At 31.1% G+C, this 24,116-nt stretch carries 31 protein-coding genes; 15 read left to right on the forward strand and 16 right to left on the reverse strand.

Annotated features, from left to right (window positions below):
* The first annotated feature begins 7 nt into the window (after positions 1 to 7).
* Positions 8 to 784 (forward strand): class I SAM-dependent methyltransferase, encoded by a 777-nt coding sequence (locus D1867_RS08780; RefSeq protein WP_155863804.1) that lies wholly within the window; start codon positions 8 to 10, stop codon positions 782 to 784.
* Here the strand turns inward: D1867_RS08780 and D1867_RS08785 are convergent.
* Genes D1867_RS08785 through D1867_RS08795 form a run of 3 tightly spaced genes read right to left on the reverse strand, consistent with a single transcriptional unit; the run spans position 692 to position 1,671 of the window.
* The gene (locus tag D1867_RS08785; RefSeq protein ID WP_155863805.1) at positions 692 to 1,162 is read right to left on the reverse strand and encodes a DUF371 domain-containing protein; all 471 of its coding nucleotides are present in this window, start codon (positions 1,160 to 1,162) and stop codon (positions 692 to 694) included. The genes D1867_RS08780 and D1867_RS08785 overlap by 93 nt on opposite strands.
* A complete protein-coding gene (locus D1867_RS08790) occupies positions 1,155 to 1,400 on the reverse strand; it encodes a YhbY family RNA-binding protein (protein WP_155863806.1) in 246 nt (81 codons plus the stop codon). The genes D1867_RS08785 and D1867_RS08790 overlap by 8 nt, the downstream gene beginning before the upstream one ends.
* Positions 1,351 to 1,671, reverse strand: coding sequence for a ribonuclease P protein component 4 (locus tag D1867_RS08795; RefSeq protein WP_338078016.1), 321 nt, complete (start codon positions 1,669 to 1,671; stop codon positions 1,351 to 1,353). Before D1867_RS08795 ends, D1867_RS08790 begins: the two co-directional genes overlap by 50 nt.
* An 18-nt stretch (positions 1,672 to 1,689) precedes the next feature.
* Between D1867_RS08795 and D1867_RS08800 the strand changes: the two genes are divergently transcribed.
* Complete coding sequence (locus D1867_RS08800; RefSeq protein ID WP_338078017.1) at positions 1,690 to 2,340, forward strand: 16S rRNA methyltransferase; 651 nt, start codon at positions 1,690 to 1,692, stop codon at positions 2,338 to 2,340.
* Here D1867_RS08800 and D1867_RS08805 read toward each other — a convergent pair.
* Both D1867_RS08805 and D1867_RS12215 read right to left on the reverse strand, forming a co-directional pair.
* Complete coding sequence (locus tag D1867_RS08805; RefSeq protein WP_338078119.1) at positions 2,319 to 2,906, reverse strand: hypothetical protein; 588 nt, start codon at positions 2,904 to 2,906, stop codon at positions 2,319 to 2,321. The two genes, D1867_RS08800 and D1867_RS08805, sit on opposite strands and share 22 nt — an antisense overlap.
* 77 nt (positions 2,907 to 2,983) lie before the next feature.
* Positions 2,984 to 3,121 carry a hypothetical protein gene (locus D1867_RS12215; protein ID WP_170283910.1) on the reverse strand — a complete coding sequence of 46 codons (138 nt, stop codon included), beginning with the start codon at positions 3,119 to 3,121 and terminating at the stop codon, positions 2,984 to 2,986.
* A gap of 269 nt (positions 3,122 to 3,390) precedes the next feature.
* Here D1867_RS12215 and D1867_RS08810 point away from each other — a divergent pair, with 269 nt between their 5' ends.
* Together D1867_RS08810 and D1867_RS08815 are read left to right on the forward strand one after the other, a co-directional pair.
* The gene (locus tag D1867_RS08810; protein WP_155863807.1) at positions 3,391 to 4,371 is read left to right on the forward strand and encodes a cation efflux transmembrane domain-containing protein; all 981 of its coding nucleotides are present in this window, start codon (positions 3,391 to 3,393) and stop codon (positions 4,369 to 4,371) included.
* Positions 4,325 to 4,972 (forward strand): hypothetical protein, encoded by a 648-nt coding sequence (locus D1867_RS08815; protein ID WP_155863808.1) that lies wholly within the window; start codon positions 4,325 to 4,327, stop codon positions 4,970 to 4,972. The genes D1867_RS08810 and D1867_RS08815 overlap by 47 nt, the downstream gene beginning before the upstream one ends.
* On the opposite strand, the gene D1867_RS08820 is transcribed toward D1867_RS08815, so the two are convergent.
* Positions 4,969 to 5,835 carry a menaquinone biosynthesis family protein gene (locus tag D1867_RS08820; protein WP_155863809.1) on the reverse strand — a complete coding sequence of 289 codons (867 nt, stop codon included), beginning with the start codon at positions 5,833 to 5,835 and terminating at the stop codon, positions 4,969 to 4,971. The two genes, D1867_RS08815 and D1867_RS08820, sit on opposite strands and share 4 nt — an antisense overlap.
* A 28-nt stretch (positions 5,836 to 5,863) precedes the next feature.
* Between D1867_RS08820 and D1867_RS08825 the strand changes: the two genes are divergently transcribed.
* The gene (locus tag D1867_RS08825; protein ID WP_155864458.1) at positions 5,864 to 6,373 is read left to right on the forward strand and encodes a DUF84 family protein; all 510 of its coding nucleotides are present in this window, start codon (positions 5,864 to 5,866) and stop codon (positions 6,371 to 6,373) included.
* Here the strand turns inward: D1867_RS08825 and D1867_RS08830 are convergent.
* Together D1867_RS08830 and trxA are read right to left on the reverse strand one after the other, a co-directional pair.
* The gene (locus D1867_RS08830) at positions 6,370 to 7,011 is read right to left on the reverse strand and encodes a hypothetical protein (protein WP_155863810.1); all 642 of its coding nucleotides are present in this window, start codon (positions 7,009 to 7,011) and stop codon (positions 6,370 to 6,372) included. The genes D1867_RS08825 and D1867_RS08830 overlap by 4 nt on opposite strands.
* Positions 7,012 to 7,017: 6 nt before the next feature.
* The gene (gene trxA, locus D1867_RS08835; protein WP_155863811.1) at positions 7,018 to 7,440 is read right to left on the reverse strand and encodes a thioredoxin; all 423 of its coding nucleotides are present in this window, start codon (positions 7,438 to 7,440) and stop codon (positions 7,018 to 7,020) included.
* A gap of 60 nt (positions 7,441 to 7,500) precedes the next feature.
* Between trxA and D1867_RS08840 the strand changes: the two genes are divergently transcribed.
* Positions 7,501 to 8,394, forward strand: coding sequence for an FAD-dependent oxidoreductase (locus tag D1867_RS08840; protein WP_155863812.1), 894 nt, complete (start codon positions 7,501 to 7,503; stop codon positions 8,392 to 8,394).
* Positions 8,391 to 9,104, forward strand: a complete 714-nt coding sequence (locus D1867_RS08845) for a D-aminoacyl-tRNA deacylase (protein WP_155863813.1) — start codon at positions 8,391 to 8,393, stop codon at positions 9,102 to 9,104. Before D1867_RS08840 ends, D1867_RS08845 begins: the two co-directional genes overlap by 4 nt.
* On the opposite strand, the gene D1867_RS08850 is transcribed toward D1867_RS08845, so the two are convergent.
* Entirely contained in the window at positions 9,060 to 9,692 is a 633-nt protein-coding gene (locus tag D1867_RS08850) for a 2,3-diphosphoglycerate-dependent phosphoglycerate mutase (protein WP_155863814.1), read from the reverse strand. The two genes, D1867_RS08845 and D1867_RS08850, sit on opposite strands and share 45 nt — an antisense overlap.
* Before the next feature lie 80 nt (positions 9,693 to 9,772).
* Here D1867_RS08850 and D1867_RS08855 point away from each other — a divergent pair, with 80 nt between their 5' ends.
* The 3 genes from D1867_RS08855 to D1867_RS08865 are packed head-to-tail and all read left to right on the forward strand — an operon-like array spanning position 9,773 to position 11,633.
* Positions 9,773 to 10,741, forward strand: a complete 969-nt coding sequence (locus D1867_RS08855; protein ID WP_338078018.1) for a metallophosphoesterase family protein — start codon at positions 9,773 to 9,775, stop codon at positions 10,739 to 10,741.
* Positions 10,742 to 10,777: 36 nt separating this feature from the next.
* Positions 10,778 to 11,272, forward strand: a complete 495-nt coding sequence (locus D1867_RS08860) for a CBS domain-containing protein (protein ID WP_155863815.1) — start codon at positions 10,778 to 10,780, stop codon at positions 11,270 to 11,272.
* A 34-nt stretch (positions 11,273 to 11,306) separates the two neighbouring features.
* Positions 11,307 to 11,633: a hypothetical protein gene (locus D1867_RS08865; RefSeq protein WP_013777088.1), complete on the forward strand. Its 327-nt coding sequence runs from the start codon at positions 11,307 to 11,309 to the stop codon at positions 11,631 to 11,633.
* On the opposite strand, the gene D1867_RS08870 is transcribed toward D1867_RS08865, so the two are convergent.
* Positions 11,599 to 13,347: an archaea-specific SMC-related protein gene (locus tag D1867_RS08870; RefSeq protein ID WP_155863816.1), complete on the reverse strand. Its 1,749-nt coding sequence runs from the start codon at positions 13,345 to 13,347 to the stop codon at positions 11,599 to 11,601. The two genes, D1867_RS08865 and D1867_RS08870, sit on opposite strands and share 35 nt — an antisense overlap.
* Before the next feature lie 126 nt (positions 13,348 to 13,473).
* On the opposite strand from D1867_RS08870, the gene D1867_RS08875 reads away from it, so the two are divergent.
* Positions 13,474 to 14,394, forward strand: coding sequence for a nucleoside hydrolase (locus D1867_RS08875; RefSeq protein WP_155863817.1), 921 nt, complete (start codon positions 13,474 to 13,476; stop codon positions 14,392 to 14,394).
* Here the strand turns inward: D1867_RS08875 and D1867_RS08880 are convergent.
* The gene (locus D1867_RS08880) at positions 14,361 to 14,765 is read right to left on the reverse strand and encodes a Fur family transcriptional regulator (RefSeq protein ID WP_155863818.1); all 405 of its coding nucleotides are present in this window, start codon (positions 14,763 to 14,765) and stop codon (positions 14,361 to 14,363) included. The genes D1867_RS08875 and D1867_RS08880 overlap by 34 nt on opposite strands.
* 80 nt (positions 14,766 to 14,845) lie before the next feature.
* On the opposite strand from D1867_RS08880, the gene D1867_RS08885 reads away from it, so the two are divergent.
* Positions 14,846 to 15,142: an MTH1187 family thiamine-binding protein gene (locus D1867_RS08885; protein WP_231136434.1), complete on the forward strand. Its 297-nt coding sequence runs from the start codon at positions 14,846 to 14,848 to the stop codon at positions 15,140 to 15,142.
* Here D1867_RS08885 and D1867_RS08890 read toward each other — a convergent pair.
* Positions 15,132 to 15,938 carry a CBS domain-containing protein gene (locus tag D1867_RS08890; protein WP_155863819.1) on the reverse strand — a complete coding sequence of 269 codons (807 nt, stop codon included), beginning with the start codon at positions 15,936 to 15,938 and terminating at the stop codon, positions 15,132 to 15,134. The two genes, D1867_RS08885 and D1867_RS08890, sit on opposite strands and share 11 nt — an antisense overlap.
* Before the next feature lie 68 nt (positions 15,939 to 16,006).
* Here D1867_RS08890 and D1867_RS08895 point away from each other — a divergent pair, with 68 nt between their 5' ends.
* From D1867_RS08895 to D1867_RS08905, 3 genes are read left to right on the forward strand one after another with little or no spacing between them, the layout of a single operon-like run.
* The gene (locus D1867_RS08895) at positions 16,007 to 16,465 is read left to right on the forward strand and encodes a hypothetical protein (protein WP_155863820.1); all 459 of its coding nucleotides are present in this window, start codon (positions 16,007 to 16,009) and stop codon (positions 16,463 to 16,465) included.
* Positions 16,466 to 16,467: 2 nt separating this feature from the next.
* Positions 16,468 to 17,076, forward strand: a complete 609-nt coding sequence (locus D1867_RS08900) for a class I SAM-dependent methyltransferase (RefSeq protein WP_155863821.1) — start codon at positions 16,468 to 16,470, stop codon at positions 17,074 to 17,076.
* Positions 17,077 to 17,124: 48 nt separating this feature from the next.
* On the forward strand, positions 17,125 to 17,931 hold the full coding sequence (locus D1867_RS08905) for a cation diffusion facilitator family transporter (RefSeq protein ID WP_155863822.1): 807 nt from the start codon (positions 17,125 to 17,127) through the stop codon (positions 17,929 to 17,931).
* On the opposite strand, the gene nurA is transcribed toward D1867_RS08905, so the two are convergent.
* Genes nurA through herA form a run of 4 tightly spaced genes read right to left on the reverse strand, consistent with a single transcriptional unit; the run spans position 17,915 to position 24,098 of the window.
* Positions 17,915 to 18,898: a DNA double-strand break repair nuclease NurA gene (gene nurA, locus D1867_RS08910; RefSeq protein ID WP_155863823.1), complete on the reverse strand. Its 984-nt coding sequence runs from the start codon at positions 18,896 to 18,898 to the stop codon at positions 17,915 to 17,917. The genes D1867_RS08905 and nurA overlap by 17 nt on opposite strands.
* Entirely contained in the window at positions 18,891 to 21,482 is a 2,592-nt protein-coding gene (gene rad50, locus D1867_RS08915; RefSeq protein WP_155863824.1) for a DNA double-strand break repair ATPase Rad50, read from the reverse strand. Before rad50 ends, nurA begins: the two co-directional genes overlap by 8 nt.
* Positions 21,482 to 22,612, reverse strand: coding sequence for a DNA double-strand break repair protein Mre11 (gene mre11 / locus D1867_RS08920; protein ID WP_155863825.1), 1,131 nt, complete (start codon positions 22,610 to 22,612; stop codon positions 21,482 to 21,484). Before mre11 ends, rad50 begins: the two co-directional genes overlap by 1 nt.
* Before the next feature lie 7 nt (positions 22,613 to 22,619).
* Positions 22,620 to 24,098 (reverse strand): DNA double-strand break repair helicase HerA, encoded by a 1,479-nt coding sequence (herA, locus tag D1867_RS08925; protein ID WP_155863826.1) that lies wholly within the window; start codon positions 24,096 to 24,098, stop codon positions 22,620 to 22,622.
* Between the last annotated feature and the right edge of the window lie 18 nt (positions 24,099 to 24,116).

A 24,116-nucleotide genomic window follows, 5' to 3' on the forward strand; every position in this document is an offset into this window, starting at 1 on the left:
AATTTTTATGAAAAAGAGAACTCCCAAATTGAGGGAATTAGTGGAAGGCGTATCAAGCTATTATATAATTGGTAATATAGTTATTTTATCTCCTAAGAAAAAAGATATAGACAAGGAAAAATTAGCCAAAGCAATTATGCAAATTAATCCTAAAGTTAAAGCTGTTTATATTAAGAGAAAAGTGTCTGGTGAACTTAGAATTAGCGAATTAGAATTAATAGGTGGGGAAAATATATCGAGGACAATTTTTAAAGAGAACGGCTTATTGTTTGTAGTTGACGTTAAGAAAGTCTACGTTAATCCTTCACTAGGCGGAGAGAGGAATAAAATAAAAGAAGAAGTCAAAGAAAATGAGAAAATTCTGGACGCTTTTTGTGGATATGGAGGTATTGCAATTCATGCTAGTACAATTTCTAGATACGTGGTTGCGGGTGACCTTAATATAGAAGGATTAGAAATGCTCAGAGAAAGTTTATCTCTAAATAAGAAAAAAATTCACCTAATAGATATTGTTCAGTACGATGCCCATAATTTGCCTTTTAGGGATAAAGCGTTCGATAAGGTTTATGCAGATAATCCCACGATGATTTTAGAATTCCTTAATGAGTTATGCAGAGTGACTAACGGTGAATTAATCATTTATATATTAACTACAAAGGATGGGATATCACTAATACCTGCATATAAATGGCTAAGAGTTAACGATTACTCTAAGGATCTCTTCATTTTTAAGGGGTATATCAGATGCAATGATAAAAACTTTAGCCTTATCACCTTGTCTTAACCTATTAATAATATCTCTTTTAATGTCAGCCGCTGCTTTATCGGAATAAACTAGTAGAGTAGAGTCAGAAATAAAATTTGATTTTCTTATAATTATCTTCACTTTATTAGAAAATGTCATTCGTTTATCTCCTCTCCCTGATACTATGTCTATGAGGTTATCAATCTTAATTATCACATAGCCATACCCATTTTCTTTAAGTATTTCTTTTACTTCTTCTTTTAAATCAGCTATTGCTTTAGTGGAATTTATTCCTATTATGCAATCTCCTCTAGAAGTCAAGTAATTCTCTTTAGTAAATTCTAAAGTAGATTTATGTTTTCCTAAAACATTTGGATGTCCATATATTTCTAAGGTATCTACGGCAAGCTTACTCATTTTTCATCAAAATAAAAGTATACCCTCTAACTTCTACTAATTTTGCATTAGTCAATTCTGCAACTTTTTTAGCAATTTCTCTCCTATCTTGATCTTTTATTCCAATTCTTATTTTCACTACTTCATGGTCTTTTAATTGCCTTTTTATTTCATTTATTAAACCTTCTGTTATTCCATTCTTACCTATTCTAATTGTTGGATGTTCCGCTTTTGCTTTCTTTATTTTTTCTGAGATCATATCTCCTTATCCACCCACAAATTAAACAACTTCTAACTAAAATCTTTGACTTTATTCTTATTCTTTCCGTTTTACCTGGTATTAACGGGGTTAGGCATTTTCTACAAAATTTTCTTTTATATTCCAATGGTATTTTGAATCTACCTTTATTTGAATATTCTCTAGCTAACATTATATATTTCCTGGCTAATTCTAAGTTTCCTTCCTCTGCAAGCTTTATTGCATCATTTATTAGCTTTAATGCCCTCTTCTTTAGAGTTTTTTTATTCACATATATTCCTTATAATCCGTGAAACTTAACTTCATTCTTTTAGATTCGGCCTTAGAGCTTGTACCTAAAGAAATCTTAAACGATCCTAGTGTTATTAAAAATGCAGAAAGAAGAGGAAAGAAACCCCAAGATACTATCCTTGACATATCTTTGCATTATCATGCAATGAGAAAATTGAAAGATTGGCAAAAAAGAGGTAGACCGGATATAGTACATATGGCAATGATAATGATTTTATCTGAAAAAGAAATTTTAGGAGACTTCTATATACATACTTACGACTCTAGAATTATAAAAGTTGAGAAAGATATGAATCCGCCCAAAAATTATAATAGATTTATAGGTCTAATGGAGCAATTATTAAAACTTGGTCAAATACCTCCAAATTCTTCTAGGCCTTTAATGAAAATATTAAATGTAAAGCTATCAGACATTGTCAAAAAATATAAGCCAGTACTTCTTTCAGAGGACGGAAGTAAGATTGATCCGACATATCTTTGCAACGAAAATTTTCTTTTAGGGATAGGAGCTTTTCAGCATGGCGATTTTTCTGAAGAGGTAAAAGGAATTTTCACTGAGCATTATTCAATAAGTAAAAGATCGTTAGAAACTCAACAAGTAGTATGTAGAATAATATCTTCTTGTAATTACTTATTAGGCTGGCCCTGATATTTAACTCTAGTAAATATTATTCCTCCAGGCGAATATGTCATTTCTAAAATTTCAAAGTAATAAGCCTCTAGAATCTTCCTAAATACTTTAGAGGTGCATAATGTAGATTCGCTACTAAATCCACTACCAGTAATCCGTATTTCAATGATTTCATCATTAACTCTTTTTATTCTTATGTCCTTTATTGGCAACACAGATTTTATTGTGTCATAAATTTGAAGTAATTCGTCAAACGTGGAAGCTCTAGACCTTAAATAGGAGGATATTTGCTGTCCTGCTCCATCGCATATTTCTTCTAACGCTTTCTGATCTTTCTCATAGGCTAGTTTAACTAAGTTTTCTATATACCAAGATGTAACAGGGATAATATCAAGATCTTTAGTTATCTTGTAAAATTCTACTAAATGAGATAAAGTTGTAGAATCTTCTCCGCTTCTTATTAATTCTAACATTGATTTGAGTGCTATATTGGTAAGGGAGAATATAGTGTATCCTCTACTTTTAGCTTCCTTTTCTAATTCTTTAACTATTTCAGCGTCGGCTGCAATATTTACTCTTGCCACTTTACTCACATAAATGTAAACATTTTACCACTTTATAAAACTTGTTCATATTGAGAAATCATTAAAAATTAAAAAAATTATTTATATACTATTAAATCGAATATAATGAACAATATTAATGCTATTATAAATCCACCTAGATACCAGTTATCGTCCTTGAACAACGCTTTTATTAGATCGGAAAAGCTATTTATTTCGGTCTTTTTCTCTGCCATACATGATCTAAGGTTATTTTACTTTAAAAAATTTACCTTAGAAAAAGTAACAAAGATTTATCTACACTTTTTCATAAAATTTTGACGATCATAATCTTGAAGTAATTTTAGTAAATGGCGTAGTATATGTTAAAAATAATCTTAGATTAAGGCTTGTAAGTGTAAGCTTTTAAGTTCAATAATATTTCTACGTCCTAAAATATCCTTCCAGTGTAAACTTTTTAACAATACGAGTAAATAATATATTGGGTATGAAAAGGTGATTATGCTTGATACCCTTAGAAAAATTAAGGGAAGTTTCAAAGGTATTTTTATTTTCTGGAGCATTACTCTTGCCAATTTCAATCATAGAAATATATTTTGGTGAGATTTATCACTCGGCTATACTTATAGCGGACTCTTTTCACGGTTTTATAGATGCAACTTCAGCAATATTATTCTCTCTATTACTTAATATAATATATCGAAGATCAAATAAATTTCCATGGGGATTATATAACCTTGAAAGTATAGCTGTATTATTTGTTACAATATTTATAGTAATTCTCTCAATTAATTATATTAATTTAATAATTAGCGACGTCAACTATGAAGTACCGGCGTGGTTATCGTCAATAATATACTCAAGTAGCGTATTAACTTTTGTAGTATTTATACTCGAGAAACGATATTCTTGGATCTCTCTAGTAAAAACAGATCTTACTCATAGTAAATTAGATTTGTTTATGGAAATAGTAAGTGGATTTGCAATAATTATAAATGAATATTATCTCACATTAACTGTAGTTTTTACTATAATAGGCTTTATTCTAGCTGACGCAATAAGGCAATTTAAAGAGGCAATTTATTCGTTGATAGGCATTAACTGTGATGCCCCATTTAAGGATAGGATAAAGACAATTTTAGAGAGCCTTGGCATTAATATCAAAAGTATATACGTAAGAAAACTAGGTTCCTTTTACATGGTATATGTTGTTATTTCATTACCACCCGATTGCAAACTTTCAAATGTATATAAGATAAGAAAAACTGTAAAGAGAATTGTAAATTCATTTGAAAATGTTGCCATGATTGAAGTAAGAGTAGTTCCAGAGAAAATTAAAAAGCATAAATTACAAATTACTAATGATGCACCAAAAGTTAGTAACGGCAATAAAGTTAATGAGACAAATTGGACCAAATATTCCGCTAATTTCAAAGATATTGAAAACGGAAGAGAGCTTATTAAAAGAGCAGTTACTAAAGATTAAGAACTTAAGTTTTACCCCTGTTTATAGTTCTTCAATTATAAAGATAAATTTTGATGGTTTACCTATAAGAAAAAGCATTAAGTCCAATTTATCCATTTCATTATCTCTAAATGAAGGTTTTAGAATAAAGGAATTTATAAACTACTCTGGAATTCCAGAATATTATGATGAGAAATACGATAAGTGGAAAATGAGCTTAGATAAAAGAGCTGAGGGGTTAAAGGTTGAAGTTAAATATTCTGGTTATGCACAACCCCTAATTTTCTCCTCACTTAAGTCTTTTTCTTCATTTAATGAGATCTTAAAAGGCATGTATAATCACACGGTAATAGAGAGTTTTATAATAGATTACGGTAATAGAGATGTTATACTAGATATTTTTCATAATTCCAAAAAAGTGCTTGAATGCTTAGAGTTAATACCTTTCATTAGATTCTCGATTTTAATCGAAATAGATAATAATGAAGAGCTATATATAACAGAATTGAGTTTGCCTTTTACTTATCTAAATTATGTTTCTGAATTATTAAGCGAGCTAAAGTCAGAAATAGATATAATTTTTACATTAAATAAATTTCCTTATATATCAAAAATTCTTTAAATTAAGTCTAGCTTCTTAACTTTAGGTAAAATTCCCTTTTCTTCTGTAAGCCTATAGAATGTTTCTAAACCTTTGATAACTTCGCTCTCCGGAACATTATATTCTTGAATATCCGCCCATATCGTTTTTTCTACTATTTCCTTATCTAAATTAGCTCCTTGTGCTTCTCTCATTATCTCAACATCTTTAGGAATTATCTCCTGTAAATTCTTTTCAGCATATTTTTTACTTTTCTCGTAAACTTCCTTGAATTTTAAGGCTAAATCTTTTCCTAATTCCTTAGATACTACAACCATACCCATCGGCATTGGGGCGTTGTTTGAAATGTTCTTCCACATATCCCACATACTACCTATCTTGTAATATTTAACACCCAATTTCTGCATTGCATACATCATTTTAATTTCATGAACAGCAACTAGCACGTCTCCTTCAGTACCTAAGCCCTTGATTTCATCTAGAACCCTCTTAATTATTACTAATTTTCCATATTTTCCTATAAGTAACTTATAAAGAGTAAAGGCCGAAGTATTTGGACCATGAACTATTAACCTAGATTTCTTTACTTCGTCTAAGCTCATTTCTTTAGAAGCTAAAATCGGCATACCCGTTATTCCATCTACTGCAGAAGCTACTGCATTGCTCATAATATAATAATCGTCTTGAATGTAGGGATACATAGCAGCTGATGGCACCGATACATCGACTTCCTTCTTTAGTACTTTCTCGTTTACATCTTGAACAGTTGGTATAATCTCAATTTCTAAGTTAAAACCTTCTGGTTTTATTTTTCCTTCGATCAATGGTATAAAAGGATATAGATCGCCCGAATCCGCTAAGGCGCCAACTTTTATTGTTACCATGAATCTTAGTATATCCTGCAAGTTAAAAATGTTAGTTTCAGTAGGTAGTAAAAATAGGACTAAAGTTGAGGCAGTAAAAGAAGCATTAGATATCATTGGACTTAAGGCTGAAATTGTTGCAATGGAAGTAGATTCTGGAGTTTCTTCTCAACCTTACTGTAAAGAAACTTTATTTGGTGCAAGAAACAGGGCAATTAGAGCGTTGAGAACTGCAAATGCAGATATAGGAATAGGAATAGAAGGTGGAATATGCTTTGAGTATAATAAAGTATTAGCTTTTGCTGTAGTATATGCAGTAGATAAGGAAGGTAACGAAAACTTCTCAAAGTCTGCGGCTTTCACTCTACCTTCAAAAGTAGTGAAGTATATAAATCAAGGTTTTGAACTAGGCTATGCCGTGGATAAAGCTTATTCTAAGTCAGGGTCAAAATATTCTGAAGGCGCAGTCGGAATTCTTACCAAGTATATTGATAGAAAAAGACTATATGTAGACCCAGTAATTTTAGCATTATATCCATTTTATAATAAAAATATTTAGCTTTGAGATACTAATCTCTTAAACAAAAGCCCAATCTCTGGTAATTTTACAGTGTCGTGTTCATTAGGTCTTGGAACTGTTGATAAGTAAACTCCATAGTCTTCATGATCGCACATTTTGTCTGATTTTGGCTCTCCATAAGGTGAAAATAATATGAAATCATCAACTTTCCTTAAAAGCTTTCTAAGTCCATCATCAACCTCTTTATATATTTCACATTTCTTTTGTGGATTTACTCTTACTAACCTATCTATAGCAGTAATATCAGCAATTACTGGTTGCTCTTCTAGTGAATCAAGAATAGCTTCTATTACTTTATCAATCTCATCCTTAGCCGTTAAATTAGAATCATAAGGAAAGCCTAATTCACCATAAGTTGGATTCGTTATAGGTAAATTTATTGCAACCGCATTAGTCTCTTTAATTAATGTGGGTTTTTCCTCAACTTTATAGAACGAATTACCACTTATATCTTTCATTTCAAGGATTGACATCCATGATGATGCAGGATGCTGGGGTTTTCTATTTACAACAACTCCTCTAAATGCGCTACTAAATAAAGTAAGTAAGAATCTTGGATTACACTTCATGAAGCTACTATAGCTTAAACCATCAACTCCTATGAGCAAAGGTTTCATTAACTATCACTTTAATAATTCCTTAATTCTTATTTCAATTTCTTCTCTTGGAACAGCTCCTATGACTTCATCTACAGGTTCTCCATTCTTAAAGAATATAACGGTAGGTAAACTCATAACTCCATATCTTGCTGCAATATCTTGATTTTCGTCAGAATTCACTTTTCCAAATCCTACTTGCGGATAATCTTTTGCTAATTCTTCAATAATTGGTGCTAGCATTATACAAGGAGCGCACCATTCTGCCCAAAAGTCTATTACTGCTACTTTATGAGATTTTATAAAATTATCAAAGGTATTGCTATCTAAATGTGCTACTAGTTCTTCTTGGTTTTTTTGATTTTCTTGCATACCTTTAGTTGTGTTCATTATCTGTTTAAATTTTTTCTTTAATAACTCATCTAGTTCTGGATCGTAATCGCTACTCATAAGTAAGTAGTCTATTTCATAATTTAAAAAGTTTATATTGGAAGAACTAAATCTAAAGTTATGGTCAATATCATTATTGGAGGAGGAATAACTGGGTTATTTACGGCATTTAAGATTTCAGATGCAATAATTATCGATGAAAAAGAAAACTTAAGAAATTCTAACGCTAGTTTATGGTCAATAATTCCTCCATTATGTGGAAAATATTTCAACGACTGCCTAAAAGGAGAAGACGATTATGTGAAAATAGGTAATGAATATGGAATATATTTCAGAAAAACATTCTTGCTAAGGAAATCTGAGAAACCTTTAGGAGGAGGTAAAATGATGGATAAAAAGGAAATAAAAGAGATAGAACCTTCAATAGATTTAGATTACGCTGAATATTTTGATAATTCACTTTTCATAGATGGAGATGAATTATTACAGAAGGTTGGAAAAGAATTTCCTTTCCTTCATGCGAAAGTTACTAAAATTAATGTAAAAGGTAATTATGTAGAAAGCATAGAAACTTCTGCTGGAGTATTAAAAGGAGAAAATTACATTATTACTGCAAGCTATCTTCTTTCAGATCTTATAGGTAATTATGTTAAACTAATTCCTTTTAAAGGGCATTTAATAATAGCCGAACCGTCTAAGAAACTGAACGGAATAGTAGTTATAGGCGATAGAATAGCGGTCCAAGGGAAAAAGATGTATTTAAATGGCGATTCAAAGCAGGATAGCTCTATGGATATAGATTTTGAAGAAGTTAAGAAAACAATTTCAACTTTTAGTAACTTGATAAGCAAAAGTAACCTTGAAATTAGAGTAGGATTTAGAAGTGTAAGTGAAAATAACGAGCCAATATTGATTAAACCTTTTGAAAATCTTATAATTGTTGGAGGATATAGGTTTGGATACGCAATAGCTCCATATTTAGCAGAAAAAGTAAAGGAGATGGTAAAGGAATGAATATTAAAGTAATAATTTCTAACGTTGACGCAGTGGGAAAAACTGTTAAAAAATTAGGATATAAATTTGAAGAAATAAATGAAGACGTAATAGATTTTAAATATAATTCTGGTGATGCAATAGTAGTAATATGTAGGCATGAAAGCTCCGCAAAGATTCCTTCATTAACTGTTCATCATCCAGGTAATATAGGTAATAAAACAATGGGAGGAGAGGCAAATAAACTAGGGGTAGCATTTCCAAGACTTATAACTTCAATATATCGGGAAATATCAAAGATTGATGTTAACATAGATAAAGTATTTGAAGCCACACATCACGGCCCTACTTATCAAACTGTCCCAGTGATTTTCGCTGAAGTAGGTAGCAGTGAGGAATTTTGGAATAACGAGAAATTGGTCAAAAATTTAGTTGATGCAGTTTTGAGGGGAATTGAGAGATTAGAAGAAACTACTTGTGATAACGTTATTTTAGCTTTTGGTGGCCCACATTATGCGCATAATGTTTCAAAGCTTGCAATGAAATCATGTATATCACATATTATATCTAAACATAATATATCAGAATTAAATTCGAACATTATTCAGCAAGCATTAGAAAAAACTATTAACAGAATTGATACTATATTATTCGATAGCTTAAACCAGAAAACTAGAGAAAAAATACTATCTTTGATTAATAGTAATAATATATCTATTAAGTCTATTTAATAACTCCTGTGAAAGTATAGGAGATCCTATAGAATGGAGTCTAAACTTTCCGTCAATCATTTCTATAGCAGTTATGCTTGCATTTGGTAAGGAAATTCCGAAGACTGAAATATCATCTAAGCCTAAAATATAACCTATAAGTGCTCTTATAGGGTCATAGTGAGAAACAGCAACTACTGCACCTTCCTCATTCTTGATAGAATTAACAAATTCTATCATCCTCCTTTGCATGGATTCCCAAGGTTCTAGTCCTTTAACTTCTATTTGTCCTTTTATTAATTTTATTTTCCAATGATCAGAGGGGTCAAATTTTTTATTATTTAGATCACCCAAATATCTTTCCCTCAATCTATCGTCTATAATCGGTATCAGACCTAATTCATTTGCTATTATTGTAGCAGTTTGATATGCTCTAAGTATAGGACTAGTGAAAATCTTAGTTATTTTAAGTTTTGACAATTCTTTAGCGGTGTTTTTAGCTTGGATTTGTCCTTCTTCTGTCAAAGGGTAATTGTTAATATCATGTGACAAAATTTTGTTTTGATTAGAGACGCTGTGCCCATGTCTAACGAATAATACTAATACCATTTCTATGAACTATTTGCTGTCTGACTTTTTTGTTTATCGGTTTAACAACTTTTAAATATTATATTACTTTAAGTTAAAGCGTGGGGCTATTTAATAGGAAGAAAAATAACTATAGCAAGCAAGTAAGAATCTTATTTACTTCCGATCTTCATGGCTCGGACATAGTATTCAAGAAGTTTCTTAATGCGGGCAAAATGTATAAAGTTGATGCTTTAATAATAGGGGGAGATCTAGCTGGTAAAGCTTTAATACCTATAATTGAGCTTAATGATGGAAATTATGAGATAGATGGAAATAGATTTTCAAAAGATCTATTAGCCCAGAAAATATCAGAGATTAGAAATCAAGGAAATTATTATGTCATTGTTAGTAGAGAGGAATTCGAAGATATGAAACGTGATAAAAGAAAGGTAGATGAGGCTTTTAAAAATGCTATGACTGAAGTTGTAAGAACCTGGATAAGAATTGCAGAAGAGAGATATAAAGGTCTTAATATTCCAATTTACGTTAATTTAGGTAACGATGATCCAGAATACTTGTTTGACGTGTTGGATGAAAGTGACATAATGATAAAAACTGAGGGAAAAGTTGTTAATATAGATAAATATGAAATGGTCTCTTATGGTTATGTTAATCCCACTCCCTGGCATACGCCCAGAGAAATGCCAGAAGAGAAATTGTATGAAGCTTTAAAACATGAGGTAGAAAAGCTATCTAATCCCTCTGAGGCTATATTTAATTTCCATGCTCCTCCATATGGTAGTAATTTAGATAACGCCCCATTACTTGATGAAAATCTTAAACCTGTAGTTAAGGGAGGAGAAATAGTATTTACTCATGTTGGGTCTCAAGCTGTAAGAAAAATAATTGAAGAAACTCAACCTTTATTAGGTCTTCATGGTCACATTCACGAGTCTAGAGGTTTTGATAAAATAGGAAGAACCATAGTTATAAATCCAGGAAGCGAATATGGTGAAGGTTTATTGCATGCAGCCTTAATTGTTCTAGAAGGAGGAAAAGTAAAGGCTTACCAGTTTATAATAGGATAAGAAAGTTTTTAGTCTTAAATCTTTTCTAATTTATTTATGGCAGCAAAAGTTTCTCAAATAGCCACTACAAAAGTTTATGTAGTTAAGCCTAACGTTACAATAGCAGAAGCCGCAAAGGAAATGAAAGAGCACAATTTAGGTTCATTAGTAGTTATAGATTCTCAAAATAGAGTAGCTGGAATTATAACAGAGAGAGATATAGTTAGGGCAGTTTCTAATAGAGATATTGACAGCCCAGTAGAAAAATACATGACTAAAGAGGTAAAAGGAGTAACTGAAGATACCGAAGTTACTGATGCATTAGATGTAATGCTAAATAACGGATTTAGACATTTACCAATAATTAGACGCGATGGAAAACTGTACGGAATAGTTTCTATACGTGACTTAGCTAGAGCTTTATTAGATGTACACACAATGCAGTTTGGTAAACCTGCTGAAGAAGTCAAAGGAACTGGCGTAGTTTGTCCAGTATGTGGTATGGAAATTGATGAATATGGATATTGTGGTTGTGGGGCTGGATCCGGCTAAAAATTTTTAAGTAGGTTTTAGCTGTTTTCTATGTATGATAATATTTTATGCAGTGGGTGAAAAAGACAGGGCAAAAGAATTAGTAAGAATAATTACAAAAACTAGATGGAAAACAATTTCTAAGCATGCAATAAAAATTTCTAGTTCATCAATAGGGCCTTCAATAGTAATATTTAAGCCAACATTAGCTGGCCTGGCAGTAGCCTTATGGTTAAAATCTAAGGCAGAAGAATTAGGTATGACAACTTCAGTGGGATGGTTTACACCAATTACTAATGTTCCGCCTCAAGTAGAAGATGCAATAAAGACGGACTTAAATAAAATTCTTATGAAGAGGCTAGAGGTTCCATGGTCTCCTTAAGCAATTCTATATTTTCATCACTCTTAGTTATTATTACATAGTCTGTTACACTATTAAGGTATTTCACTATTTTATCAAACCTTCTTTGATCGAACGTCATGAATGATTCGTCTACTATGAAGAATGGCGTCTTAAAGTAGGATTTCAGTGCAGTTAATACTAAAATTAAAGCCAATGTAGTCCTTTCTGACGATGACAGCTTTCTTAGTTCTAATGTAGCGTCATTTCTTTTAACTACCAGTCTATCATTTTCGTCAATCTCTGCTCTTAAGTCGAATTCTAACTCTTTAAGCAGGTAATTTGCTATTTTAACGAACTCTTCTCTTGCTATAGTTAGTCTTCTCATATATTCTTTTTCTAAATCATCTACCATTTTTTGTACTTCCTGTAATTCTTTCTGTTTCTCACTAATTTTATTTAATATCGTTGATGGGACTCCATTTATCGCTAATTCATATTCGTATTCATCCTTCTTTTTCTTTAATTCCTCTATTCTCCTATTTATAGAATCGTTAATATCGTAAACTCTATATAACTCAGCATTTCTGTTGAACCTTTCCTCCATCTCTCTTCTTTGCCTTTCTAAATCATCTATAGTTGACTTTACGCTTTCTATTCTATTCTCAAGTTCTGATCTTGAAATCTTTAGCTTTGAAATTTCAGAGCTTATTTGATCCAATTCTTTCAGTTTTTTCTCAATCTCAGCTTTCTTACTTAATAGTTCATCGGCCTCCTTCTTTATTCCGGAATATAGAGAATTCTTCTCTTGTAACTCTTTGGAAATTACATCAATTCTAACTTTCCATATTGAAGGATCTACATGACTTCCACATACATAACATGTAGTTAAGTGTTGTTTTTCTGATTCTCTTATTTGATCTAAAACTTTTTCAAGTAATCTTATTTCTATTTCCGCCTCATTTCTTTGAGCTGTAATCTTCTGTAATTGCGCATTTATTTCTTGAAGTTGCCTTTCGTAAGATTGTCTGATTTCAGGGGATGCTAAGCTCTCTTTATTCTTTATTTCCTGGTCCAGTCTTGCTATTCTGTTTTGCAAATCTTCTAGCTCTCTCTTTTTAACTTCGATCTTTTCCTTTATATCGCGAAGTTTATTCTCGTTAGTAATACTAATTGTCTGAGTGGTTTTATTTAATACCTTATCGCTTTCCTTCTCTTTTTCTAGTCTAGCTATTTCATCTTCGATTTGTTTTATCTTTGTTTGTAATTCTATTGCTTCCTTATACTTTCTATTTAGATCGTCAATCTCAGCCTGTAAGTTATGTAATTTAGTTTCCATTTCTTCCTTTTTTGATTTTAGTTCATTAATTTTAGAAGTAGCAGAAATAAACCATTCTACGTTTTCCTCTCCGCTCATTATTTGATTTAATAGCTTATTCTCCGGAGAGAAGTATGATAATAGAAGAGCTCTGTCGTCGTCTAGTAATAATTTAGAACTTTCCATTATTTTATTCTTAACTCTTTTAATTCTTCTATAGTAGGTTCTTCCATCCAGATCAAGTTCTACGTATCCAGAATTGGCAAATACGTTAAGTAAATCGTCAGGCTTAATTGCTGATGTTAATAATGAAACTAGGGCTTTTGCTAGCGATGTCTTACCATAAGCGTTTGGAGCTTTATATATATTAACCCCTTTTATTAATTCTACTTCTAAAGGGCTTACAATACCACCGATATTATATACTCTTACCTTCATCTAGGTATAATTTAATTTAGCGTTAAAAAATCTTTTCACTAATATAGAAATGATTTTTTTCATGAAATTAATAAATATCATATTTAGCTTCCTAAGCTTTTTATATTATGCTTATACAATTCTCTTATGCCTAGATATGCAATAATAGATTCAGATACAGCAAGCGATGATACCATAGCTATATTACTTGCCTCTAAATTTTTCAAATTGCTTGGAATAACAATAGTTGCAGGCAATGTTAAATTTGAAAATGAGATTAAAAATGCACTATTTACTGTAGAATATTTTAATTTAGACGTCCCTGTTTTTATAGGTTCATCAAGGCCTATTATGGGCAAATGGAGGACAGTAGAGGAAGTTCATGGAAATAATGGTATAGGAGATTGGAAAATCCAAGAACCTAAAATATCTCCAGAGAGAGAACATGCTGTAGATGCTATAATTAGATTATCTAAAGAATATGAGGGTGAACTAGAAATACTTGCAGTATCGCCCTTAACTAATTTAGCCTTAGCTTACTTAAAAGATTTGAATATTGTGAAAAGAATAAAAAAGGTTTGGATAATGGGTGGGGCATTTAGTCGTGGTAATACTACTCCAATAGCAGAGTTTAACTTTTGGGTAGATCCAGAGGCAGCAGAAATTGTGCTTAATGCTGGATTTGATATAACTATAGTTCCTTGGGAAATAGCTGAGGATGCCGCAGAAATTACTGATGACGAATGGAAGAAAATAGAATCAATTAATTCAAAAGCATCTACATTTTTTATTAACGTTAATAAAACGTTAAGAGAATATTCCAAAAAATATGAAGGTAGAGGAAGCATTCATACAGATTCTCTTACGGTAACTATAGCATATGATAATTCTTTAATATTACAGCAAGGAGAATTCAAGATAGACGTAGAAACATGCTCTATTTCTAGAGGTGCAATGCTAGTAGATTGGTATAATTTCTCTAAAAGTAAAAACGCTAAAATAGTTTTGAAAGCAGATAAACAGAAGTTTATTAATTACTTATTTTCAATTTTAGAACAGTCAGCATAAGCTACTACACTTAAGTTAATTACATTAATGCCTTTATTTTTAAGTTGTTGAATTATCTCATCTATATTTATATCAACATCTATTATCTCATTTTTATCTTCGCATATCACATTTACATGAGGATTTCTTCTCATTTCGTACCAAGTTATTCCGTTTGCTTCGAAGGAGTTTATAATTCCAGCACTTTCTAATGCCTCTAGAGCGTTATAGACTGTAGATAAGCTTATACTTGGTTCGTTTTTCTTTAATTCTTCAAATATTTGTTCACCGCTATAATGGCCACCTTTACTTAGTAACTTAAGTACTGCAAGTCTCTGGGGAGTTACTTTCAATCCCTTCTTTCTTAGTATCTCAACTGGATCTATTTCCATGATGTAACTACTATCATTTTGGAGTAATTAAAATTTATCCATCTTCAACATTTTTAAGATATAAAATCTAAATGAATAGCATGAAATATCTTGTAGATATAAGTGTAGAACCTATAGGCACAAATAGTACAAGTATATCAAGATATGTAAAGCTAGTTTATGAAGTGCTTAAGGCTAAGGGAATAAAATTCTATCCAGCTCCTTCAATGACTACGTTAGAAATAGATGATATAACGCAATTAGGCTATATAATTAAGGATATTGATGATACTCTAGCTAAAGAAGGGGTAAAAAGGATCGTCACAATTATGAAAATAGACGATAGAAGAGATAAAGAAAACTCCATTGAACATAAGCTAGAAGCAATCAAAATGTAGAAGTATACATTTTTATTTCATATAAATATTTCCTAACTCTATCATCTAATAACGCCCTTGTAACGTCGGTTGTAGTTATTACTCCCGCTAATTTATCTCCTTTTACTACAGGTATTCCTTTAATTTTTCTAGAAGCCATTAATTTTGCAGCACTTGCTAAATCTTCTCCCGCATCAACGACAATGATATTTGGGCTCATAACTTCACTAACGTTAATTTTGCATTCCTTATATTTTATGGAAGGCGCCATGTAAAGTAAATCTGTGGTAGTTAATTGGCCTTCTATTTTGTCTTCATCTACTACAATTAATCTGCTAACGTCTTTTTCGACTAAAGTTTTAACGGCATTTATTAATGAATCTGATTTTGAAATAGTTATTGCAGGAGAAGTCATGTATTCTTCAGTTTTTTGCAATCCCCTTATCTGTGAAGCGTAGTATTGAGTAAGATCTGATTTAATTATCATACCTAAAGCTTTTCCGTCATCGTTACATACTACCAAAAGCGGCTGTTTTTTATCTATTATTATTTCTGCAGCTTCAAGTGGGTCTATACTTTCGTTAACACATACTATATCTTTTCTCATCACTTCCGAAACATAAACCTTATCAAAACTTATTTCTTCTCCTTTTTCGTACACAAATTTTATAATATCTTTTTGAGTTAATGCACCTAAGGGAAAACCTTTCTCGTCTGTAATTATTGCCTTGGGAACATATTCCATTATCATTATTTTAGTTGCATAGAGTAATGTATCATAAGGCCTCAGAATTATTGAGGATCTAATAATTCCCATATACTAAGATTCTATTTTAGTCTTAAAAAATCATTGAGATTAATAAGTTTAGCATACTATATTAACTTATGGAAAATTTTAGAGAGCTAATTATTGATGCTGTCCTTTCAAAAAGAATTAAAAATTTTAAAGACATAGAAAGCGAAGGTATAAGAAAGAGGAATATATGCTCATATTTTAACGGAAAAATTTGCAGAATAAAATTTGAGGAAAGTGTTGTAAGTTCATGGCTATCTCAAGAGGGTATAACTCCCCATCCAGTTTTATGCTATATTTGTCCATATTTCTCTCTTAAGGAAGAAGAAGAAAGTATCAAGTCAAGTCTCTTTGATATTTATGCATACTATGCAAAGCTTAAAGAAAGCGTTGAAAAGGAATTACAGTTCATAGAGTCAAGAATAAATAACTTTGTATATTCTTCCGTATCTCTTAGAAGAAGAAGAGAGGAGTTAATATATCTTTTGGACGATATAAATGAAAAAATAAAGATAACAACGGAACTTATTAAGCTTTCAGAGTATTCTTAGTCATGGAAATCTTTAACGATCCACAAGGATATTTACAGTGGTATAAAAGAAACAAAATAATTTATGAAAGCGAATTAAGAGCTGTAAAGAGGCTTAATCTTTCAAATTGCTTAGATATTGGCGCAGGTCCTTCAGTGTTTCATGAAGCGATAAGTGGTAGAATAATCTCATTAGATATTTCAGATGCAATGCTAAAGTTAACAAATCCTACAGAGGACAAGATACAAGCTGATGCACTATATTTGCCTTTAAGAAATAAGGCAGTTGAATGCACTTTTATTTCAGTTACTATCTGTTTCATAAGCGATGTTGAGAAATTATTACAGGAAGTACAGAGAGTTACCAAAAAAGAGTTCGCCGTATGTATTGTCCCTGAAGATTCTACGTGGGGTCAATATTATACTGAATTAGGTAAGAGAGGACACAAATACTACTCTAAAGCTCATTTTATTTCTAAAAAGGAGTTTATTTCCTTGATACAGCAATATTTTGAAATAAAGGATACAGTATCTACATTAAGGTATTCTCCTTTTGATGAGCCTAAAGTAGAGGATCCAGAAGAAGGTCTAGAAGGTTCTTATATATGCGTAAAAGCTAAACCAAAAAGTTAGGGAATCCCTTAGGAAGATATAAATAAATGCAAAAATAGTTTTATCTTGATGAGATCGATAATAGGCTTTTGGGGAGTCTTCGTATTTTTAGTTATAACTTCGATATTAGCTAAAAGTGCAGTTCTTATATCGGAAGCAATTCACGTTTTCCTTGATGCTTTAATAGTTTCTCTTTCATTTTATTTCTTAAAATTAGTAAATAAGGTAAATTCTTATTATACTTATGGTTTACATAGACTAGAAGTTATTTCATCTTTACTTAATGTTAGTATAATAATTCTTGGTTCTATTATAGGTGTGATAATTTCAGTAATATATCTAATGATGGGGATTAAAGATGACCCGTTTTACGTACTTTTTGCTTCATTAATTTCTGCTTTAATACTTTCCTTTTCTCATGAGCATGAAGAGAAGGGGAATAGCGTAAAAGAAAGTATTAACGTTCATGTAATATCTGACGTTCTTTCTTACGTTTTAGGTGCATTAGCGGGATTTCTTATTATATTAACCGGATATTATCAATTTGATCCAATCTTCTCGTTTATAATCCTAGGGACAATGATTATTTATAACTTTAAGTATTTTAATACATATTTAGATATTATTATGGAAAAATCTCCCATTGATACAAAGCGTATTGAAGATGACTTGAAGTCCGTATTTCCTAAAGTGCACCATATTCATGTTTGGATAATTTGTGACCATTATAAAGTGGCAACTCTCCATATAGAAGAGGATCCTAATATCACATTAAAAGAGCTTGACGATAAAAGAGAAGTTGCAGAAAAAATACTTTCAGAAAAATATGGAATTAATCATGTTACAGTTCAATTTGAATCTAAAAGAACTGATTAGGCCACCAACTATTTCCTCTCATATGATTAAGCCCAAGAATACTAAGAATTCTCTGTCTATCTTCCTTGTTAACTTTAACATCGTAATGAACTTTTAACAAAGGATACGGGTAACCCTTTATTGATACGGAATATAGACTATCCATTATCTTTTTAATTCCATCATCGTCTATTCTTCCTGTCAAATCAACTTTAAGAACTCTCTGGCCTTTTTCTAACCTAATATAGAACGAACTAATTTCAACGCCTTCAAGATTTTTTACTTCCTTATTTTTAGCTAAAATTTTTTCATCGATTGTATGAACAAAAGGCAAAGTAAAACCTGGATTTTCAGTTAAACTCTCAATCACTGTTATATCTGATATATTTTCTCCAAATAATTCTCTCCCCTTACTGTTTTTGGAAATCCACAGAATTTTGCCATCATAATTTTGTATCAATCTAGAAATGAGAATTTGAGACTTTAGTATTAAATTCTTTAAAGACTCTTCCTCATTTTCGTCGTTTATTATTTCATCTAGATCCTTCTCTTCTCCTTCAATATCTTTTCCATTATTAAGTTTTTTCCTTAAACTTCCGTCCATTAGTATATATTCAGCTTTATTACCGTTCCTTAATGCTAAAGAAAGTTCCAAGATGTTCATTATTTCAGAAATTCTTTCTTTAGCAAAGTTTCCAGGCCTAAAAACTCCCATCTTTATTTCATTATCTATCGAGCTAACGTTTACTCCTTCGCCATATACAGCCTCAGCATTAGTAAGGAATATAGTACCAACTCTTAATTCTTTTACAAATTCTCCACCATCGATAGCAATAAAACTCTTATTAACTGCAGTGGGTTCATAATCTATCCATATTTTCTTTAGTTTATCTTTAACAGAATCGTTTATCGAATTACTGTAAAACCTTATCTTTTCCAAGATTTTTGGGTAATTATTAGCAAACTCTTCATAAGCTCTCTCAATCAATGTACTCACCTTGTTTTATTATGCTTTTATCTCCTTTTTTAATTACTGATATGATATAATCTGATATCTCCTTAATTTCTTCATCGTGAGTAACTATAATTATTTGAGGAATTATATTCATCGAATATTTTATAACATTTAATAATTCTTTCTTCCTTTCCTCATCTAAGTGAATTGTAGGTTCGTCCATTATCATGAAACCTATCTCGTCCATTAAAGATTTAGCTATTGCTATCCTTAAAGCTAAGGCAATAGATATTCTTTCTCCCCCACTTAAAGATTCTATATCTAAATCGTTTCCAGCAGTGTTATATGCTTTAATTATAACTTTACTCTTCTGCGTTTTTCCTCCAATTTCAAAATTAATAGTAACTCTAGAGAATGATAAGTTGAACATATTTAATATATCATTAAGATTATTTTCTATTCTGGATTTGAATATAGATATTATATAGTTTTGCAACCCACTACCGCCAAGTATCTTCCTTAGTTTTTCCACTCTATCTACTGCTTTTTGCAATTTTGGAATTTTATTCAAGTCTTCCATGATCTTATTAAGCTCAGAATTTAGATTTACCAATAGATCACTGCTTGCATTTATTTTGCCTTCGATAGTAGATATTTCCTTTTCTATGTTGATTCTCTCATTATTCAAGTCTTCCAATTTCTTATTTAGATTTTCGAATTCTTCTTCATTGAAGTTTAATTGGCGAATTTCTTCTTCAAGTTCAATAATTTCCTTACTAATTTTTTCCAATTCATTCTTCTCGCTCTCAATTTTTATGAAATATTCTCTTAGTTTATCCAATTTATTTTTGTTTTCCTTATATAGCTTCAGTTTGCCTTCAAATTCTCTTTCATCTCCAATTTTTTCTAATAATCCTTTAATCCTTTTTTGCAAGTCATCAAGTTCGGCTTTTATTGAGCTTAGTCTATTCTTTTTCTCCTCTAGTGTTTTCTCATTATAATTACTTACCTTTAGGTACTCCTTATACTTAGGCTCTAGTAATATTAGCTTTTCTCTAATTTCACTATATTCTTTGTAAGATTTCTCTAGCTCTTTAAGTTTAGTTTGAATATCTTGTACTTCTTGCGAGATTCTAGTAAGGTCTTCGTTAAGTTTCCTTAATTTTGTAAGCTTAGATATTATCTCTAATCTTAAATTACTAAGTTCACTCTTTCTAGCTCTTAGTTCTTCAACTTTTTTCTCTACATCTGAAAGTTTTTTCTCTATGTCCTTAACTTCTGTCTCGGCTTCAATCTTAATTTTTATCTTATGCTCTTCTGTAAGCTCCCTACCACAAACTGGACATTTATTCTCTCTAATATTTTCCAAATTCTTTATAACTTGAATTAATTGTTCTTTCCTTCCTTTCATAGCACCCTTTATGTTTTGCAGATTATCTATTTCTTTTTCAATATTTTCTACCTCTTCATTCACATTATCTAAAGAAGGAATATTTCCTAGAGACTTTATTTCGTTTTCTATTTTTTCCTTTCTCTTTAATTTATCATTTAGTAAGGATTTCAAGGAATTATATTCGTTATAAGCTTCTTCTATTTTTTCCTTTCTCTCTTTTAATTCCTCATATCTTTTTGCGTCATCTTCTAAGCTAATCTTTTTAGTTAAGTTTTGCTCGTACTCTTCTATTTCCTTTTCTAAGGTATTTAATTGATCCTTTAAGTTCTTTTCAGATTTTCTTAACTCATGCAATTCGCTAAGTAAGCTCTCTCCTCCCTCAAGATAACTATTTTCTTCTATTTCTTTTTCTAATTTTTCTTTTTCACTTTTTATTTTATCATAATTTTCTACATCTTTTTCTATAGATTTTTTTCTTTCAGTTAAAAAAGAAAGCCTACCAGTTAATTCTAAATACTTATCTCTTTTTCCTTTTAGCTCATCGAGTTTCGCTGAATTATCTTTTATCTCTTTTTCTTTTTCCAATTTTTTGATCTTAAGGTCTTCTAGTTTTTTCTTGCTCTCTTCTATTTCTTTTTCTAATTTTTCTTTTTCCAGTTTCTTATTTTCATATTCAATTTTTCTATTTTCTAAGTATTTTAGTTCGCTCTCAATTTCTTTCTGAACAGAGTATAGTGGCCCTGTGGAAGAAGTTAATTTCTCTAAGTTCTCTATTTTTAATATCTTTTTAAGAACATCAGGTAATTCCTTAAATATATTTTCTATTTCTCCTTGCCTTATGATTACTGTAGAAAGCAAAATATCCTTATCTAGTTTTAATATCTCTTGGATTTTTCTATCTACTTCCTTTCTACCTCTTGCAATGCCTATATTATTTTTTGCAATAAAATCGTTAGAACTGTTTGCTATATCTCTTTTTATTAAGTATAAATTATTACCATCTCTAATTTCGGTTTGAACTATCCCTGTTGATTTACCTTTTTTAACTAAATTTTTTATATTTCCTCTAGAGCTTTCTGAAAACAATGAAAATACAATGCCGTCTATTATTGATGTTTTGCCGGCTCCATTTTGCCCAACTATGGCATTTATGCTTCCTTTAAAGTTAATTTCAGAGCTTTCATGACTTAAAAAATTTTGTAAAAATATTTTTTCAATTTTCATTATTGTACACCAGCAAATTTTTTAATAATAGTATAAATATCATCTGAATCATAATTATTAATTATTTCTAAAATAAGTTTAGATTCTTCTTCGGTATAGCCAAAATTTTTAAGATAATTCATTATAATTTGAGAAATAGTACTATCTTTGGGTAAATCTACATTTTTTTCTTCTCCGTAAGTTGTATTATCTTTAGCTACTCTGTAAAATTCCGTTACGCTTTCTAATATTGAAAGCTTTTTGAATAGTAAGCTTTTACTCACGGCTTCTCCTTCTAGTATAATATGTAGTATAGGCTTCTTTTTACATTTTGAAAAAATCTTTATTAAATCGTTAATTTCATTGTCCAAATTTTTTGTATTAATAGTAACAATTTTTTGCGGTCTAATATCAGTATTTATTTTCTGAATTTCAACCTCTTTCTTTGACAAATCTATTAAATAACCTCCTTTCCCATCTTTCTCCCATGCCTCTATTTCGTCATCTCTAATTATATCTGGAGAACCTGCTATGCCTAATTTTCCATCTCCAAGATTTTCTATAGACCTAGAATGAAAGTGTCCAAATGCGTAATAATCAAATCCTTTAGGTAATTCTCCTTCTTCTAATTGCCAAGCTCCTTCATAAGGTAATTTACTTCTTAAGCCTTGATGAAGCATTAAGATATTTCTATCTCCTTCAGGTTTTATTGATGATAATTTTTTAAGTAAAGTTTCTCTAGCTACCGTAGGTATATGTTTTATCCCGTAAATTCTCAATCTTATATTATCTTTATTTATCTCATAACCTTTTTCATCACCAGTTAGGAAAACTAGTAAGTTTAGTGATTCTGCTAAAATTCTTTGGGGATAAATTGCTCCTTTCCTCTTAGGAGTATCATGATCGCCAGCAATGCCAATAAATGGTATTTTTCCTTGTATTCTCTTCAAATTATCTATCGCAACTTTCATAGCAGTCATTTGAGGATGATAGGTATCAAATAAATCTCCAGTGTGAATTATCGCGTCTACGTGCTCTTTTATTGCATAATCAATAAGTTGCGTAAATGTTTCATATATATCCTCTTCTCTAGAGTCAAGATTATACTTTCTTGCACCTAGATGAGTATCAGAAATATGAAGAATTTGCATTATATATTCACCCGAAGTCTGCTAAACTTTCATGTAATTTATCTTCTTCCTCCGCTTTTTCCCATTCTCTCCTCATATCTGGATCAGTTCCGCCTAGCGTACCATTGAATAAATCAATTTTAACGAATGCTGGAATCTTAACAAGGTTTCCTATTATTAGCGCTTCTCCTACTCCTAGTGAGGAAAGCTGTTCTACAAGATCTTCGCTTAAATTATCGCTAGCTTCTAGTACGTATTTTTTATCTGAAGGCTCTACTATTTTTAAAATAATCTTATTTGTCATTTGACTTAGTATATTCTCATCCAAACCTTTAGGCCTCTGGCTAACTATTATTAATCCAACGCCGAATTTCCTACCTTCTCTTGCAATTCTAGAGGCCCAGAATTTAGTCAATGTGTCATCATTTTTAGATAAAAATACGTGTGCCTCTTCTATTACTATAATTACCGGGAATCTTAGACCAGTTCCTTTTCTTCTATATTCTTTCCTTGCGTCAAGTATTCTTCTCAAATAATGAGATACTATTGCATCCATTGCATCTTCGTCCAGAGGACTTATATCAACAACATTAACACTATGCGTTTTTAGATTAGAAATTATATCTTTAGAAGTTAGGTCAATAATTCCAGAATATTTGTCAGCGAACTCTTCTAGCTTATTCTTAACTTCGTCTACTGAGTCCTTTTTAGCTCCTTTACCTTCTTGGTTATCTATCAAATCTTCTAGATCCTTTATAAACGTTTGATTTAATTTTTCAAAGTCAATATCTCCAGATTTAATTTTCTCTTGAACAGACTTTTGATATTCTGTGAACGCTCTCCTTATAATCCTATACTGTATAGGAGCATTGCCTCTAATTTCTAACAATGTTGCAAATTCTCTAGGATTTAAATATAAAGGATTTAATTTTGGCTCTATATTATGTAAAGGATGTATATCGCTTCTGTAATACTCTCCGTGGTAATCAAATATTAATACAGATCCTTTAATATCTGCTATTCTTTGAGAAAGAACGGCCACGGTATTAGACTTACCACTCCCTGTAGCAGCAAGTATTGCTAGATGTCTAGTTAATGCTCCGACCCTTATATTCACCGGAACGTTTGTGCCTATTAACCTGCCTAAGGTAATATCTCCTTCAGAAAATATCTTCCTTAACTCCTCTTCTTCCGCTAAACTTACTGGTGTACCTGCGATAGGAGGTAAATCGGGTTGAGAATTTGAATTTAAGTTGTAAAGGAGTTTAACAGTAGCTTTAATATAATGAGGGATCTTGCCATCAAACCTATTTAATCTCTCCACAATTCCCACATCTATCGTATTTCCATCTATCATTGGGCTTCCTCTTGTAACGTTTGTAATCAAACCCAGAACTTTTTCGTTATCATATTCCATTGTTACGTAAAGACCTAACCTAACGGGCTTAACTGCGAGCATGGTAGCTTGTTGAGGCGTGGCATCACCAATAACATAACCTATAATCATTATATGAAAATACGATAG

It is taken from the genome of Acidianus infernus (genome assembly GCF_009729545.1).
Taxonomy (GTDB): Archaea; Thermoproteota; Thermoprotei_A; order Sulfolobales; family Sulfolobaceae; genus Acidianus; species Acidianus infernus.

Excerpts from the sequence above, each read along its gene's own strand:
- D1867_RS08780 (WP_155863804.1), top strand. The coding sequence starts at position 8 with ATGAAAAAGAGAACTCCCAAATTGAGGGAATTAGTGGAAGGCGTATCA.
- D1867_RS08785 (WP_155863805.1), bottom strand. The coding sequence starts at position 1,162 with ATGAGTAAGCTTGCCGTAGATACCTTAGAAATATATGGACATCCAAAT.
- D1867_RS08790 (WP_155863806.1), bottom strand. The coding sequence starts at position 1,400 with ATGATCTCAGAAAAAATAAAGAAAGCAAAAGCGGAACATCCAACAATT.
- D1867_RS12215 (WP_170283910.1), bottom strand. The coding sequence starts at position 3,121 with ATGGCAGAGAAAAAGACCGAAATAAATAGCTTTTCCGATCTAATAAAA.
- D1867_RS08820 (WP_155863809.1), bottom strand. The coding sequence starts at position 5,835 with ATGGTAACAATAAAAGTTGGCGCCTTAGCGGATTCGGGCGATCTATAT.
- D1867_RS08825 (WP_155864458.1), top strand. The coding sequence starts at position 5,864 with ATGTTAGTTTCAGTAGGTAGTAAAAATAGGACTAAAGTTGAGGCAGTA.
- D1867_RS08830 (WP_155863810.1), bottom strand. The coding sequence starts at position 7,011 with ATGAAACCTTTGCTCATAGGAGTTGATGGTTTAAGCTATAGTAGCTTC.
- trxA (WP_155863811.1), bottom strand. The coding sequence starts at position 7,440 with ATGAGTAGCGATTACGATCCAGAACTAGATGAGTTATTAAAGAAAAAA.
- D1867_RS08840 (WP_155863812.1), top strand. The coding sequence starts at position 7,501 with ATGGTCAATATCATTATTGGAGGAGGAATAACTGGGTTATTTACGGCA.
- D1867_RS08845 (WP_155863813.1), top strand. The coding sequence starts at position 8,391 with ATGAATATTAAAGTAATAATTTCTAACGTTGACGCAGTGGGAAAAACT.
- D1867_RS08850 (WP_155863814.1), bottom strand. The coding sequence starts at position 9,692 with ATGGTATTAGTATTATTCGTTAGACATGGGCACAGCGTCTCTAATCAA.
- D1867_RS08860 (WP_155863815.1), top strand. The coding sequence starts at position 10,778 with ATGGCAGCAAAAGTTTCTCAAATAGCCACTACAAAAGTTTATGTAGTT.
- D1867_RS08865 (WP_013777088.1), top strand. The coding sequence starts at position 11,307 with ATGATAATATTTTATGCAGTGGGTGAAAAAGACAGGGCAAAAGAATTA.
- D1867_RS08870 (WP_155863816.1), bottom strand. The coding sequence starts at position 13,347 with ATGAAGGTAAGAGTATATAATATCGGTGGTATTGTAAGCCCTTTAGAA.
- D1867_RS08875 (WP_155863817.1), top strand. The coding sequence starts at position 13,474 with ATGCCTAGATATGCAATAATAGATTCAGATACAGCAAGCGATGATACC.
- D1867_RS08880 (WP_155863818.1), bottom strand. The coding sequence starts at position 14,765 with ATGGAAATAGATCCAGTTGAGATACTAAGAAAGAAGGGATTGAAAGTA.
- D1867_RS08885 (WP_231136434.1), top strand. The coding sequence starts at position 14,846 with ATGAAATATCTTGTAGATATAAGTGTAGAACCTATAGGCACAAATAGT.
- D1867_RS08890 (WP_155863819.1), bottom strand. The coding sequence starts at position 15,938 with ATGGGAATTATTAGATCCTCAATAATTCTGAGGCCTTATGATACATTA.
- D1867_RS08895 (WP_155863820.1), top strand. The coding sequence starts at position 16,007 with ATGGAAAATTTTAGAGAGCTAATTATTGATGCTGTCCTTTCAAAAAGA.
- D1867_RS08900 (WP_155863821.1), top strand. The coding sequence starts at position 16,468 with ATGGAAATCTTTAACGATCCACAAGGATATTTACAGTGGTATAAAAGA.
- D1867_RS08905 (WP_155863822.1), top strand. The coding sequence starts at position 17,125 with ATGAGATCGATAATAGGCTTTTGGGGAGTCTTCGTATTTTTAGTTATA.
- rad50 (WP_155863824.1), bottom strand. The coding sequence starts at position 21,482 with ATGAAAATTGAAAAAATATTTTTACAAAATTTTTTAAGTCATGAAAGC.
- mre11 (WP_155863825.1), bottom strand. The coding sequence starts at position 22,612 with ATGCAAATTCTTCATATTTCTGATACTCATCTAGGTGCAAGAAAGTAT.
- herA (WP_155863826.1), bottom strand. The coding sequence starts at position 24,098 with ATGATTATAGGTTATGTTATTGGTGATGCCACGCCTCAACAAGCTACC.